This is a genomic window from Actinoplanes solisilvae, assembly GCF_003999975.1.
In the GTDB taxonomy this organism is placed as follows: domain Bacteria; phylum Actinomycetota; class Actinomycetes; order Mycobacteriales; family Micromonosporaceae; genus Actinoplanes; species Actinoplanes solisilvae.
This window is the reverse complement of the sequence record NZ_RJAC01000003.1, coordinates 68,636-82,331: the sequence shown is the minus strand read 5'-3', so window position 1 is coordinate 82,331 and position 13,696 is coordinate 68,636. Positions and strand designations below refer to the sequence as shown.

The following is a 13,696-nucleotide window of genomic DNA, read 5'->3' as shown; positions in this document are numbered from 1 at the left end:
CTCACGTCCCTGGATGGTTTCCGACAGGAGTGGTGAAGGGTGTTGCCGGTCGTTCGCTACCCTCGGATCGATGACTCTGCGGGCCCAGCGAGCGGTAGACGGACACAGTGCCGGGGAACGCGGCACACGACTTGCGGATGTAGGCAATGTCGTCAACGTGCTCGTCCACGCCGCCCGGGAGCAGGATGCCGAGGTTGGTGCCGCTATGGGCCAGTACCAGCCCGAGTCCGTCGACGTCGTGGCACAGGCGCAGCAGATCACCGAAATGGCGGCGAGGTTTCAGGGTGGAGTTCATCTCGGCGCTTCGGGTAGAGATCTCGCCTACGGCACGGAGGTCACCGATGCGTACGGCGCCCGTGAGCGCGTCGAGCAGTTGCTGATACTCGCGTTTGTCGCCGTCGCTGCGTGGCTTCTTCGTCCGGTTGAAAGCGACGGTGTCCACTGTTCCGCCGGCGTCGTGGCCGACGATGGTCAGCGGCGGCAGGTACCCCAACGGTTCCAGCAGCCGCACTTCACGGTGGTAGAAGGCGACGATTCCGGGATACATCACGCCGTCGGTCGGTTCGATGCCGCGCAGGAGAGACTCGATGTCCTTCTCGCTGAGGCGTACGCCCACCGCGTCGCCGACGGCGCGGGCGGTGGCGACCAGGTCGGCTGAGGAACTGGCGAGCCCTTTGCCTTCGGGCAGGCTGGTGGTGATGGTCAGTGATCCCCCGCCCCGGTGGCCGTGGGTTCGCAGGATGCGGTGGGCGAGCAGCTGAGATTTGGTCTTGTGCGCGGGTTGGACCACGACGTCGTGGCGGGCGGCGACGAGGTGGAAATGGGCGACGGAGGTGTGGGTGATCGGGAAGGTGACGAGAAAATCGAGATCGTTGTGCGGGAGCACTCCCTGGAGCAGTTCGCCGAAGGTTCCGTGGGCCTCGCCGACTCCGACTGCCGGGTCGTTACGCGTCGGCCGGTGCGGTTCACGTGATCCGTTCATCTGTCCCCCCGTTTGGTGCCGTTCCTCCGCAGCGGTCAGAGACCGAGCTGGCGATCGATGTCGGCGAGTGCGTTGTGGACGCGTTCCCGGCGTTGCTCCCACTGGGCGTGCTGTTGCTCGAGGCGGACGGCGTGTTCGGCCAGCAGGTCGCGGACCGCGTCCGGGTGCGTTGACCCCGCTGACCGCTTGCGGCGCAGGCTTTCGCGCACGTCGAAGGCGAGGGTCAGGGCCCGTCCGGGTCGGGCGAGGGTGAAGCCGTGCTTCAGGGCGGTGTCGTGCAGCAGGTCGGGCGCGGTTGCCCGGGGCGGCAGTCCCCGTCCGATGGCGGCCACGATGTACTGCCCCGCGATGACCTGAGCTTTACGCCACGGCACGTTCTCGTCGAGGGTCAGCAGGTTCGCGAGGGTGAAGCCGCCGAGGTAGTCGCGTTCGCAGACCTCCAGCATCCGATCCCGGTTGAAGTGCAGGTTGTCCAGGACCGTGGCGAGCAGGAGCAGCACGCTGCGGGTGGCGGTGAAGGCCGGCAGCAGGTGGGTGCCGGCCTCCTTGGAGACCTCGACGGAGTTCGAGTACGGCGTGTTTCGTTGCCCGAGGACGAGGTCGAGGTGGAAGGCGCTGAGGTGTGCCGTTCTGCCGCGAATCCGTTCCAGGACGGGGTAGTTCTTCTTCTGCGGCATCGCCGACGAGATGCCGGACAGGTCGTCGGGCAGGTCGATGAATCCGTATTCGCTGCTTCCCCAGTTCATCAGGTCGGTGGCGAAGCGGCTCAGGGCGACTCCGAGGATGGACAGCTCGGCGGTGATCTCCAGCGACCAGCCGCGGGAGGCCACAGCGGCGAGCGCGTGGTTGCCGGCGGCGCGGAAGCCGAGCAGGCCGGCCATACGGCTGCGGTCCCAGGGCAGTTCCTGTCCGGCCATGGCGCCGGCGCCGAGCGGGCAGAGGTCGATGCCGTCATAGGTGTTGAGCAGCCGTGACAGTGTGTGAATGGCTTGATCGGCGACGGCGGTGAGGTAGAAGCCGGGCGTGATGATCTGGGCGGTCTGCTGGTGGGTGTAGCCGGGCATCGGGGTGTCGAGGTGATCGGCGGCGACGCGGTGGACCGTCCGGGCGAATCGCAGGAGGTGCTCCGCGGTGTGCATCAGTTGCTGCCGGCCGAAGAGCAGTTGCGCACATGATTGAAGATCGTTGCGGCTGCGGTCGAGATGCCAGGCGGGGACGGCGCTGTCGAGTTGCCCGTCGAGGAAACGTTCCAGCGCGAAGGCGATGTCCGACATATTTCCGGCCGGGTCCGCCTGAATGCTGTCAGCGGTGACGTCCGACAGCAGGCGTCCGATCTGTTCGACCTGTGTCTCGGGCACCAGCCCCATGCGCCCGTACTCCAAGGCGAGGACCTTTTCGATGGTGACGTACCAGGGCAGCAAGTTCTCGGCCTCGTACCGGAACTGAGGGGCGAGGACTTCGTCGTGCAGAAGAACGCTGGGTGCCGAGGTGACGCGCCCGCTGAGCGGATCGAGCGTCATCAGATCGTGTTCGGGCATCTCGCTCACCTTCGTGAAGGCCTTGCCGAAGGCCGTTCATTCGTGGAGGAGGGCAGCCGGAAAGCGCGTGCGACCGGGTCGGGCACGCTGACGGCGACCGTCGATGACGGCGGGCGCGGGCCGAGACAGCCGCAGCTGTCGCCAACGGCCGGTCCGGCCCGCCGGGCGCCGCTACGAGGAAGCCTGGTAGGTCGCCTTCATCTTCCAAGCGAACCACTCACCGACCGTGACACGGTCGAGGTCGGCCTCGCCGGTGCCCGCCGCGTACGGCTTCATCGGCTCGATCGAGGTGTCGTGGTTCGGCAGGTAGAAGAACGGGATGGAGATCCGCGATGAGGTGTCCTCGGGCGCCGGGTTGACCACCCGGTGCACCGTCGACTTCCAGCGGCCTCCGGTCCAGTACGCCATCAGGTCACCGATGTTCACCACGAAGCTGCCCGGGATCGAGGGGACATCCAGCCACTGTTCGTCGCGCTGCACCTGCAGCCCGCCGGCGGCGTCCTGTACGTAGAGCACGGTCAGGCTGCCCCAGTCGGTGTGGGCGTCACGGCGCAGCTCGTCGGCTTTCGGGTCGGGGTAGTAGTAGTTGGCCAGCAGGAGGGAGACGTGCTCGTCGAACTTGCGGTCGAAGAAGTCCTCGTTCAGTTCGAGGGCCCGCGCGAACAGCCGCATGATGTCGGCCGACAACGCGGTCATGGCGGCGAGGTAGTCGTACCAGGTGGCCTTGAAGTTGGCGTCGGGCCAGATGTTCGCCGCTTTCCAGGTGGCCGGGTAGTCGCCGAGTTTCGCGCGTTGCTCCTCGTTGAGGTCACCGGTCACGTGGGCCGCGAATGCTTCGTACGGGCCGCCGGGACGGCGCAGCCCGGACACGCCGACGCCCTGGTTGGCGCTGCGGTCCTTCTGCTCCTCGGGCAAGGTGAAGAAGCCCTTGGTCGTGGTGTACATGTGGTCGACCAGGTCCTTGGAGACCCCGTGCCCGGTGATGGTGAAGAAGCCGGACGTCTCACACGCTCGCCGGATCTCGGCGGCGATCGTCGTGCGGCCGGTTTCGGTGTCCCGTCCGGACAGATCGATGATCGGTACGAATTCGTCGGTCATGACAGCTCCATCGCTCAGCGGGCGGCACGGCGGCCGCGTCCTACAGGGCTACGAGACTTCGTGCGGGTTTGAGCCGGGTGGCGGCGTGAGCCGCCACCATGCCGGCGGTGGTTGCCCCGACCAGGGCCACCAGTGCGGCGGCGGCGACCGCGGTGAGGCTGATGCTCACGGGCAGTCCGGTGCCGGCGGCCGGTGTGGTGCTGTCGTGGCCGGCCATCGAAGTGGTGGCGGCGCCGAGGTCGGGCGCGGGGATGAAGGAGAGCAGCCAGGCCAGAACCACGCCGAGGGCGATCCCGACAACGGCGCCGGCCAGGCCCAGGATCAGGCCTTCGGTGCGGAAGACACCGACGACGTGGGACCGTCGCCATCCGACGGCCATGAGCAGCCCGATCTCGCGGGTGCGTTCGGAGACCAGACCGCGCAGCGCCGTCCAGCTCAGGATCAGCCCGCCGAGACCGCCGATGATCGCGGCGATGGTGGAGAACCGAGCGGAGATCCGCCCTACAGCGCCCATGATCTGCACGAGGCTGTCGGGGGTGATGGCGCTGACCGGTCCGACCCGCTCGGTGATCCCCGCGGTCACAGCTTCGGTGTCGGCCGAGTTGCCGACCTGCACGTGCACCTGGTTGACCTGGGTCTCGGCCAGGCCGGCCAGTTGTTGTGCCTCGCCCAGGGGAAGGTAGATGTTCGAGGCCGCGGTCTGGGCCGAGTCCTTGACCTCGACCACGCCGACCACCTCGAAGGTGCGTTGGCCGACGGTGACCCGCTGCCCCACCTTGCTGTCGTAGAACGCGGCATAGTGGCGGTCGAGGACAGCGACGCCGGACTCGCCTGAGTGGAAGGAACGGCCCGCGATGAGGTTGTGGTGCAGGATCCGCCCAGGGCCGACGGTCTGCTGGGCGGGGTCGACCCCGGCGATGGTGACCGTCGAGCGAGGGCCGAAATCCCAGATCTGCAGCGTGCCGACGGCCGTGTCGACGCCAGGCACGGCGCTCATCTGCCCGACCTCGCCGCTGTCGAAGGTGCCCAGGCCGAAGGGTTGGCGTACACCGCGCCCGGTCTGCTGGGACGGGGCGGCGCTGTCGGGCCGGGTGACCACGAGGTCGGCGGCGATGCCGGCCAGCGGGGCCCGGGCCGCCTCGCGGAAGCCGGAGCCGAGGGATGTCAGTGCGATCAGCAGAGCCGCGCCCAGCGCCACGGCGGCGATCACCGCCGCGGCCCGACGCCGGCGGTGACGCAGCTGGGAGCGAATGTAGTGATTCACCGGGTCAGCCGTTCGTCGTCCGCTGTTGAAGGGCGGCGTCGAGGTCCTTCATCTCCCAGTCACCCTCGACGCCCTTCACCGGCGCCGCGCCGGTCGGGAAGCCTTGGAAGGTCACCTCTCCGTCGATGACGACGGCGATCGCGACGTGACCGGTCAGCCGGTGTTCGTCGGCGTACTTCTTACCTTCCGGGGTGTCCGCGTCGTACCGGGTGAGGTTGATCTTCTCCTGGTAGCCGGCGAGGACGTTGTCGATGTCGCGCAGGACCGGTTGTACCGGCGGGTGGTTGAGGTAGACCAGATCGACATCCACGCCGTCGGACTTCGGATCCGGCGAACCACAGCCGCCGACGGCGAGCAGGGCACTCAACGCCAGCGCGCCTGTCCGTGTGCTTCTCATGCGACTTCCACTCCGTCCTGAAGCCTGATCTGGCGGTCCGCGGCGGCCGCCACCTTCTCGTCGTGCGTGACCACGACCAGCGCGAACCCGGTCTCGTGACGCAGCCGTTCGAACATGTCGAGAATTTCCTGACCGGTCGTGGTGTCGAGGTTGCCCGTCGGCTCGTCGGCGAGAACCAGCGAAGGGTCGCCGACCAGGGCCCGCGCGATCGCGACCCGCTGCTGCTCGCCGCCGGAGAGCTGACCGGGCCGGTGTCCCGTCCGGTGGCTCAGGCCGACGAGCTCCAGGCAGTTGCCGGCCCGCTCCCGGCGCGCGGTGTCACTCATGCGGCGGGGATAGAGGGGGATGGCCACGTTCTCCAGCGCCGACAAGGTCGGGATCAGGTGGAAGGCCTGGAAGACCAGGCCGACATGTTCGCGGCGCCAGTCGGCCAGCTCGTCCTCACCGGTGGGCAGCACCCGGCCTTGACTGCTGATCCGGCCGGAGTCGGGCGCGTCGAGCCCGGCCAGCAGATTGAGCAGGGTGCTCTTACCGGATCCCGATCGGCCCACGATGGCCAGGAACTCGCCGGCCCGGATGGCCAGGTCGACGCCGGCTAGTGCGGTCACCTTGCCGAAGGACTTGCGGATTCCCTCGGCCTTCAGAATGTCACTGGACACGCCAGGCCTCCATGGGTTTGATGCCGGCGGCGCGCCGGGCGGCGAAGAAGCTCACCAGGGCCGCCGCGATCAGGCTGGCCACCGCGGCGGCGACGATCAGGAGCGCGTCCAGCGACGCGTTCATCGGGACGGTCAGGGACAGTTGCCGGGCTCCGCCGGCCAGGAAGTGCGGGGTGGGGCTGAGTTCCCAGGGGACCGGCACGGTCACCGTCGTCCTGTTCACTGCCCAGGTCACCGCCATAGCTCCCAGGACACCGAGCACCAGGCCGAGGCTGGTGATGGCTGTCGTCTCCGCGCTGAGCTGGGCGGTCACGGCTCGGCGGGGCCAGCCGACGGCGCGCAGAACAGCGACGTCACGTCGTCGTTCGGCGAGGTTGGCGCTGACGGTGCGGGCCAGCCCAGCCGCGGCGACCAGCAGCGCGGCGATGCCGACCAGCAGGCCGAAGCGGTCGATCAGAGAGAAGGTGGAGCCCAACGCGTCGTCGAAGGACTGAGGCGTGGTGATGAGGCTGTCTCGGCCGAGCGCGGCGCCGATCTCACGGGCGACGGCTTCGCTGCGGGCGGGCTGGGCGGTGACGAAGACCATGTTCACGTCGGTCGGGCTCGAGATTCCGGCGGCTGCGGTGATCTTCTGCGCGTCGGCCAGGGGCAGGTAGGCGTTGGCGTTCGCGATCTGACCGGCCCTGCTGGTGTCGACGAGCCCGACGACGGTGAAGGCCTGACCGGCGACGGTGAAGGAGTCACCGGTCCGGATCTTCTTCTGCTCCGCGTAGCTGAGGTCGAGTACGGCAACGCCGGAGTCGTCGGGCCGCAGGAAACGGCCGTCGCGCAGACCGGCGTTCAACCTCCCGGGCCCGATCCGCTCGGCCGGATCCATGCCGAGCGCGACGACGAGGTCGTCGCCCTGGAACGACCAGAAGATCAGGGCCCGGCTGGTCGCCTCGACCCCGTCGGTGTCGGCGACCGACGATGCCTGGTCGTCGGTGATCACGGCGGCGGAGTGCGGGAAGACCGCCCCCTCGAAGGCCTCCGGCCGGTCACCTTCGCGCTGCACGACGATGTCGGTGCCGATCTCGGACAGGGGAGCCCGCGCCGCCTGCCGGTACCCGCTGCCGTACGCCTGGAGGCTCAGGAAAAGCGCGAGCCCGATCGCCAGGCTGACCGCACCGGTCAGGGTGCGGATCGGTCTGCCTCGCAGCTCCGCCCACACAAGAGTGAACCGGGGCACTGCTCCTCCTTCACAGATAGTGCTGGGCACCTAGTCGAAGCAGCCCGAAGGCGGCGCCGGCGGCGACGAGGACAAGTGCGGACTGCGGCCGGAGCCACAGGATCAGCGCCGCACCCACCGCAACGGCCCCGGTGAGCGGATCGACGATCCCGGTGCGACCGAATTCGACCGTGACCCCGGCAAGCACACCGATCGCGCCCAGCGTGATGCCGTCGAGCGTCGCCCGGGCCCAGTCGTGCGCCCGGATCAGCCGTAGCAGAGGGCCGGCCGCCGCCATCAGCAGGAACGACGGCAGCACGACGACGATCGTGACGATCAACGCCCCGGGCAGCCCACCGAGGGTGTAGCCGAGGAAGGTGGCCGTGTTGAGCACCGGGCCCGGGGTGACCTGCCCTACCGCAATGGCGTCGAGCAGTTGCGTCTCGGTGATCCAGCCCCGGTCGACTACGAGTTCGCCGCGCAGCAAGGCCAGCAACACGGCTCCGCCGCCGAACAGCAGTGCGCCCGCCTTGAGGAACACGCCGGCCAGCGACCACAGATCGGGCTGGCCGATGGGCACGGCCAGGACGAGCGCCGCGGCGCCGGGCTTGTTCGACCGGGCGGTCCGACGAAGGTGGGCGGCGAGCCCGGCCAGTCCGGCGACGCCGAGCAGGAGCAACTCGTCGACCCCGACGACGTACGCGATGGCCACTGCGGCCATGAGCGCGGCGCGGTGAAAGCGGCGAGGGCGGGCCGACTTGGCGAGCCGGATAACGGTCCAGGCGGTGACCGCGACGACCACGGGCTTCACCCCGTACAGCAGCGAGGCGGCCGCCGGTGTCGTCCCGTACCGGACGTACAACGCGCCGAGGACAGTGGCCAGCACCGCGCCGGGAAGGAGGAAGGCCACCCCGCCGGCCAGGAAGCCCGCTCGTCCGGCCCGGTGCCGGCCGATGTGCATGGCCATCTCCACGGCGTTCGGCCCGGGCAGCACACTGACCATGCCGGCGAGATCCAGGAAATCGCGCTGGTCGATCCACTTCAGGCCCAGGACGACCTTGCTGTGAACCAGACCGGTTGTGGCCGCGGGGCCGCCGAACGACAACGCCCCGATGCGCAGGAAAACCCAGAACACCTCGGCCGTCGCCCGGCGCCGGGCGGGCCTGTCCAGCGCGGTCATGCCGGGAACACTTCGATCTCGGTGGCCTTCAACGATGCCCAGACCGCGTCCCCGGTACGCAGCGCGAGGTCGGCGAACGCCTCGGCGGTCACCTCGGCCACCAGCGACGGTTTGCCGGCCAGCACCACGCGCAGGACCTCACGTTCGACGTCGAGGCTTTCGATGCGGCACAGCCACGTGTTACGAGGGGAGCCGTCGGGGCGCGTCCGGTGCAGAGCCACCGACCGGGGCCGGATGCCTGCCCACACCTCGCCGTGGGCGGTCTCGGGCACGACCAGCTCGAAGCCTCCTTCCACGGTCAGCCGGCCGCGGTCGGCCCAACCGCGGAGCAGGTTGATGCCGACGAACTGGGCGACGTACTGCGAGCGCGGGCGCGCGGTCACCTCGGCCGGGGTGCCGGTCTGCACGACCCGGCCCTCCTCCAGAATGATCAGCCGATCGCCGAGGGTGAAGGCCTCGGTCGGGTCGTGGGTCACCACCAGCCGCACGCCAGGAAAGGATTCGAGTGCCCGCTGCAGGTCGCGGCGCATCTCGGCGCGCATCCCGACGTCGAGCGCGGACAACGGCTCGTCGAGCAGCAGCATCTCCGGGGCAACGGCCAAGGCTCGGGCCATGGCGATCCGCTGCGCCTGCCCGCCGGAGAGCTCGGCGGGTCGTGCGCCGGCGCGGTCGGCCAGGCCCACCCGGTCGAGCCAGGTGGCAGCCCGCTGGTTCGCTTCGCGCCGGCTCAGCCCCCGGCAGCGCAATCCGAACGCGACGTTGTCGACCGCGGTGAGGTTGGGGAACAGGCGCAGGTTCTGGAAGACCACCCCGACCGGGCGGCATTCGGGCGGCACGAACGAACCGGCGGCAGGGTCGTCGAGCACCCGCCCGTTGAGAGCGAGCCGGCCCGCGCCGAGACGGTGCAGCCCGGCCAGGGCGCGTAACAGGGTACTTTTGCCCGCCCCGTTGGGTCCGAGGACAGCGACGGTCTCCCGGTCGGCGACCTCGATGTCGACGTCGAGGCCGAAGTTTCCGTTCGTCAGGCGCATCCGCGCGGTCAGGGTCATAGCCCGGCCGCCCATTGTTTGCGCAGCCCGATGAGGATGCTCAACGAGACCGCCAGGAGCAGCAGGCTGAGCACGACGGCAGCTTCAGGACTCTGTTCCAGGGCGACGTAGACCGCCAGCGGCAGAGTCTGGGTGGTGCCCGGAAGGTTTCCCGCGAAGGTGATCGTGGCGCCGAACTCGCCCAGGGCGCGGGCCCAGCACAGGACGGCTCCTGACAGCAGGGAGGGCCGGATCTGGGGCAGGGTCACCCGGCGGAACACCGTCCACGGGCTCGCGCCGAGCGTGCGGGCCGCTTCCTCCAGCTGGCGGTCCGCGGACTGCAGCGCGCCGCACACCGTCAGCACCAGGAAGGGCATCGCTACGAACGTCTCGGCGAGGATCACGCCTGAGGTGCTGAACGCGAGGCGAATACCGAACGCCTCGTCGAGGAACCGGCCGAGGACCCCCTCGCGGCCGAACGCCAGCAGCAGCGCCACCCCGCCGACGACCGGTGGGAGCACCACCGGCAGCGTCGTGATGGCGCGCAGGACGGAGCGGCCGGGCATTCGGGTGCGGGTCAGGATCCAGGCCACCGGAAGTCCGAGAACCAGGCACAGCACCGTCGCGCACACCGAGCACAGCAGTGAGACGCGCAGCGCGTCGAGCGCTTGTGGGGACGTGAGCTGCGAGGCGGTGTCGGCCCAGGGGACGCGCAACAGCAGCGACGCCAGCGGGACGGCGAACAGCAGAAGACCCAGACCTCCGAGCAGCGCGACAGTCACCGTCAGCCACCGCGAGCGGCGAACTCGCGGTGGCGGCGGAGGTGTCGTGGCCGGGGATTGGACGACGACCGTCATCGTGGCTCCTGGAAGCCGTGCTTCTTCAGGATTTTTTCGCCCTCCGTGGAGAGCAGGTAGTCGAGGAACGTCTGGGCGCCGGCGGGGTTCTCCCCGGTGTTCAGGACACTGGCCGGGTAGCGGACGACGACGTTGTGGGCCGCGGGGATGTCCACCTCGTCGGCCTTGCCGGCCACTGACTTGGCGTCGGTGGCGTAGACGACACCGGCGTCCGCCTCGCCGAGGGTCACTCGGCTGACGACCTGCTTGACGTCGAGTTCCTCGCCGCCGCCGGGAACGGGCACCTTCGCCCGCTCGAGGGCTTGACGTGCATAACGTCCGGCGGGAACTTGCGGCCCGCACAGGGAGACCGTCAGGTCCGCGCGATTCAGATCGGCCAGTCCGCTGATCTTTTGCGGGTTGCCCGTCTGGACGAGGATGCTGAGCTTGTTGCCGGCGAAGTGCTGGACGGATCCCTCGGTCAAACCGGCCTGCACGGCTTTGTCCATGGTCGGCTCGTCGGCGGAGGCGAACAGGTCGGCCGGAGCACCGTTGCGCAGCTGCGCGACCAGGGTCGACGAGCCACCGAGGTTGAGCCGGATGTCCATTCCCGGATGGATCTTGGCGAACTCGTGTTTCGCCTCTTCCAGAGCGCCGCTGAGCGACGACGCGGCGAAGACGGTGACCGTCTGCTGCCCGTGTGCGCTGCGAGGGGCGCCGTGTGCGTTGCCGCATCCGGTCACCGCCAGGGCCGTCACCGTACAGACGACGGCCCTGGCGAACCACTGTCGTGACATCAGGGTCAGCCGCCGGCCATGGCCGGGAGAACGAGGAGTTCGTCCCTGTCGGTCAGGCCGGTCTGTTCCCCGTCGAGCCCACGGATGTCGTCGCCGTTGACGAAGACATTCACGTACGCCCGCAGCCGGCCGTCGCTGCCGCGCAGCAGGTCGCCCACAGCGGGGTAGGTGACCGTGAGATTGTCGATCGCCTCGGAGACGGTGGTGCCGTCGACCTCGACGCTCGACTTGTTCGCAGTGTGTTTGCGCATGATGGTGGGGACAAGGATCTTCGGCATGGCGGGGCCTCTCCCTCAAACGTCGTTGTTGTCGAGATGGCTGCAGACAGTGCAGTCCGGCCGGCGGGCGACCTTCAACAGGCGGCTCACGTTGGTGCGCAGGTCGAAGAACATGAGTTGGTTGTTCAACGGCTCGGCGAATCCGGTGAGTACCTTGATCACTTCCATGGCCATGACCGCGCCGACCATTCCGGGCGCCGTGCTCATGGCCGGGAACACCTTGATGTCGGTCCAGTAGGGCGGCTTGGTCGGATAGATGCATGACAAGCACGCCGTACGACCGGGCTGAACGGTGGTGATGTAACCCTCGGTGTCGTACATCGCCCCGGAGACCAACGGGCGGCCCAGCTCGACCGCGGCGTTGTTGAGGGCGTAGCGCTCCTCGAACAGTGGAGCGCCGTCGGCGATGAGGTCGGCGTCGCCCACGATCCGCCGCACGTTGTCGTCGGTGACGTATTCCGGGTATGTGGTCACCTGGACGTCGGGGTTGATGCGGGCGAGGCTGTCGGCGAAGGCGTCCACGCACGGCCGGCCGACGTCCTTCGGGCTGGCGAGCAGCATCCGGTTCAAGTACTCCGGGACGATTTCCCCGCCGTGGGCGACGGTGAGGCGGCCCACCCCGGCCATGGCCAGGTGCGAAGCGACGGTGCCGCCGACTCCCCCGCCTCGTGAGATGGCGACGTGCGCGTCGCGGAGCCGACGCTGGCCCTCGATGCCGAAGCCGTCAAGGCGGAGCTGGCGCGAATATCGGTCAAGTTGGAATTGAGTGAAGTCTGGCGCCTGAAGCGTCATCCTCGGTCCCCCGCATGTCAGTGATCGACTGGTTCGTGGAACATCGACGACCGTATCGAGGGGCGGATCAGAGGATGTTCAGCAGAACTTCAAGGGCGGGGCAAGAGCGCGGCAAAGGGCGGGCGCTTGGCGTCAGGCGTCCTCGACGGAGCCGGCGGCCGTCGCCCTGGCGGTCGGGGCGAACCGGCCGTCGCGGGCGGTGGCGTTGCGGGTGCACGACGACATGAGCACCTGAGTCTCGGTCGCCGGGACCGTGCGGGGGCACAGCGGTATCTCCAGCCTGGCCTCGGTGCCACGCGGAGTCACCGGCAGCAGGCGCAGCGATCCTCCGTTGGCCTTGGCGAGGGTGTCGGCGATGGCCAGTCCCAGGCCGGACCCCTCCCGCCGGGCGGAGTTGGTGCCGCGCCAGAACCGGCCGAGGGCGCGCTGGCAGTCCTCGGCCGACATGCCGACGCCTTCGTCGACCACCTGGATCTGCGCGTACGCTCCGGCGGCTCGATGCCGCACGGTGATCGCTGTGCCGGCGTCCGAGGCGTGGATCGCGTTGTCGATGAGCACGTCGAGGATCTGTTCGAGATGGCCGGGCACGCACGCCGCGACGGTGCCGGTCGGGTCGGGAGCGATCAGGGTGACCCGTTTCGCGACGGCAGCCCGCTCCCAGGCGTCCACCCTGGTCGTAACGGCCTCCGCGACGTGCACCGGGGCGACCGACTGGTCGCGGCCCTCGGCCCGGGCCAGCCGCAGCAGTTGATCGAGCATCTGCGAGAGGCGTTCGATCTCGGCGACCGCCTGACGAAGTTGCCTTCTGGACTGCGGCCGTTCACCCGGGTCCAGCGTCTCGACCCTCAGTCGCAGCGCGGTGAGTGGATTGCGCATCTGGTGAGAGGCGTCGGCGACGAAGGCTCTCTGGGTGTCCAGCAGTGTGACGAGATGGTCGGCCATCCGGTTGAACCCGTCGGCCAGCCCTCGCATCTCCGGCGGGCCTCCACCGACCCGCACGCGGACGTCGTACGCCCCGTCGAGGATGGAGCGTACGGTGTCGTCGAACTGACGAAGGGGCCGCAGGAGCCATCGGGTCAGGGGGACGCTGGCCAGCCCGACCGCGGTCAGGGCCAGGACCGCCGCACCCAGAAGCAGCAGAGCATGCCGGGTGACGTCACGCTGGACCGCGGCCCCCGAGGCTACGGCGCCCAGCGCACCGACTACCTCACCGTCCTCGAGGACAGGTTCGGCGATGACGACGTCGCCGGGCCAGAGTGCGTGCCGGGCGTGCTGGGACGGGCCGGCGCTTTCGCCCTGCAACGCTTGCGCCAGCGACGAGCGCAGCGCGGACGCCGTGCCGTCGACGTCGGTGTGCGACGCCGCGGCCACCCGGCCCCTCAGGTCGACCAGCACGACCTTCGTCTGCCGGCCCGCCTCATAGCGGCGCAGCCGCTCCTCGAACGGCGCCACCAGGGTGCGGCTGCCCAGGACCACTCTCGCGTCGGTCGCGAGTTCACGGGTCTCCCGGGCTCGTTCTCCGGCCAGCTGGTGGTAGGCGTTGAGCGAGTAGCTGAGGGCGAGCGGGACCTCCAGCATCAGCAGGATGACGGCCGTGAGGGTGAGGTAGGTGAGCAGGAGCTTCTTGCGCACAGGCCACC

14 protein-coding genes are annotated in these 13,696 nt (G+C 69.2%); all 14 read right to left on the bottom strand.

All coding sequences use genetic code 11. The features are described from left to right. Position 1: 1 nt before the first annotated feature. Entirely contained in the window at positions 2 to 982 is a 981-nt protein-coding gene (locus tag EER30_RS11340; protein ID WP_127500350.1) for a GHMP family kinase ATP-binding protein, read from the bottom strand. A gap of 35 nt (positions 983 to 1,017) precedes the next feature. Further along, on the bottom strand, positions 1,018 to 2,520 hold the full coding sequence (locus EER30_RS11335; protein WP_240669954.1) for an argininosuccinate lyase: 1,503 nt from the start codon (positions 2,518 to 2,520) through the stop codon (positions 1,018 to 1,020). 171 nt (positions 2,521 to 2,691) lie between these two features. Next, positions 2,692 to 3,618 carry an isopenicillin N synthase family dioxygenase gene (locus EER30_RS11330; protein WP_127500349.1) on the bottom strand — a complete coding sequence of 309 codons (927 nt, stop codon included), beginning with the start codon at positions 3,616 to 3,618 and terminating at the stop codon, positions 2,692 to 2,694. A 40-nt stretch (positions 3,619 to 3,658) separates the two neighbouring features. Further along, complete coding sequence (locus EER30_RS11325) at positions 3,659 to 4,882, bottom strand: ABC transporter permease (protein WP_127500348.1); 1,224 nt, start codon at positions 4,880 to 4,882, stop codon at positions 3,659 to 3,661. Positions 4,883 to 4,886: 4 nt separating this feature from the next. Then, positions 4,887 to 5,279: a hypothetical protein gene (locus EER30_RS11320; RefSeq protein ID WP_127500347.1), complete on the bottom strand. Its 393-nt coding sequence runs from the start codon at positions 5,277 to 5,279 to the stop codon at positions 4,887 to 4,889. Further along, a complete protein-coding gene (locus EER30_RS11315) occupies positions 5,276 to 5,938 on the bottom strand; it encodes an ABC transporter ATP-binding protein (protein ID WP_127500346.1) in 663 nt (220 codons plus the stop codon). The genes EER30_RS11320 and EER30_RS11315 overlap by 4 nt, the downstream gene beginning before the upstream one ends. After that, positions 5,928 to 7,166, bottom strand: coding sequence for an ABC transporter permease (locus EER30_RS11310; RefSeq protein ID WP_164842286.1), 1,239 nt, complete (start codon positions 7,164 to 7,166; stop codon positions 5,928 to 5,930). Before EER30_RS11310 ends, EER30_RS11315 begins: the two co-directional genes overlap by 11 nt. Positions 7,167 to 7,176: 10 nt before the next feature. Then, positions 7,177 to 8,325, bottom strand: a complete 1,149-nt coding sequence (chrA, locus tag EER30_RS11305; RefSeq protein WP_127500344.1) for a chromate efflux transporter — start codon at positions 8,323 to 8,325, stop codon at positions 7,177 to 7,179. Next, entirely contained in the window at positions 8,322 to 9,374 is a 1,053-nt protein-coding gene (locus EER30_RS11300; RefSeq protein WP_127500343.1) for an ABC transporter ATP-binding protein, read from the bottom strand. Before EER30_RS11300 ends, chrA begins: the two co-directional genes overlap by 4 nt. Next, on the bottom strand, positions 9,371 to 10,210 hold the full coding sequence (locus EER30_RS11295; RefSeq protein ID WP_127500342.1) for an ABC transporter permease: 840 nt from the start codon (positions 10,208 to 10,210) through the stop codon (positions 9,371 to 9,373). Before EER30_RS11295 ends, EER30_RS11300 begins: the two co-directional genes overlap by 4 nt. Next, the gene (gene modA / locus EER30_RS11290) at positions 10,207 to 10,986 is read right to left on the bottom strand and encodes a molybdate ABC transporter substrate-binding protein (protein WP_127500341.1); all 780 of its coding nucleotides are present in this window, start codon (positions 10,984 to 10,986) and stop codon (positions 10,207 to 10,209) included. The genes EER30_RS11295 and modA overlap by 4 nt, the downstream gene beginning before the upstream one ends. 5 nt (positions 10,987 to 10,991) lie before the next feature. Next, entirely contained in the window at positions 10,992 to 11,264 is a 273-nt protein-coding gene (locus EER30_RS11285; RefSeq protein WP_127500340.1) for a MoaD/ThiS family protein, read from the bottom strand. 15 nt (positions 11,265 to 11,279) lie between these two features. Next, positions 11,280 to 12,056: a HesA/MoeB/ThiF family protein gene (locus tag EER30_RS11280; protein WP_127500339.1), complete on the bottom strand. Its 777-nt coding sequence runs from the start codon at positions 12,054 to 12,056 to the stop codon at positions 11,280 to 11,282. A gap of 132 nt (positions 12,057 to 12,188) precedes the next feature. Continuing rightward, positions 12,189 to 13,688, bottom strand: coding sequence for a sensor histidine kinase (locus tag EER30_RS11275; protein ID WP_127500338.1), 1,500 nt, complete (start codon positions 13,686 to 13,688; stop codon positions 12,189 to 12,191). Positions 13,689 to 13,696 lie beyond the last annotated feature (8 nt).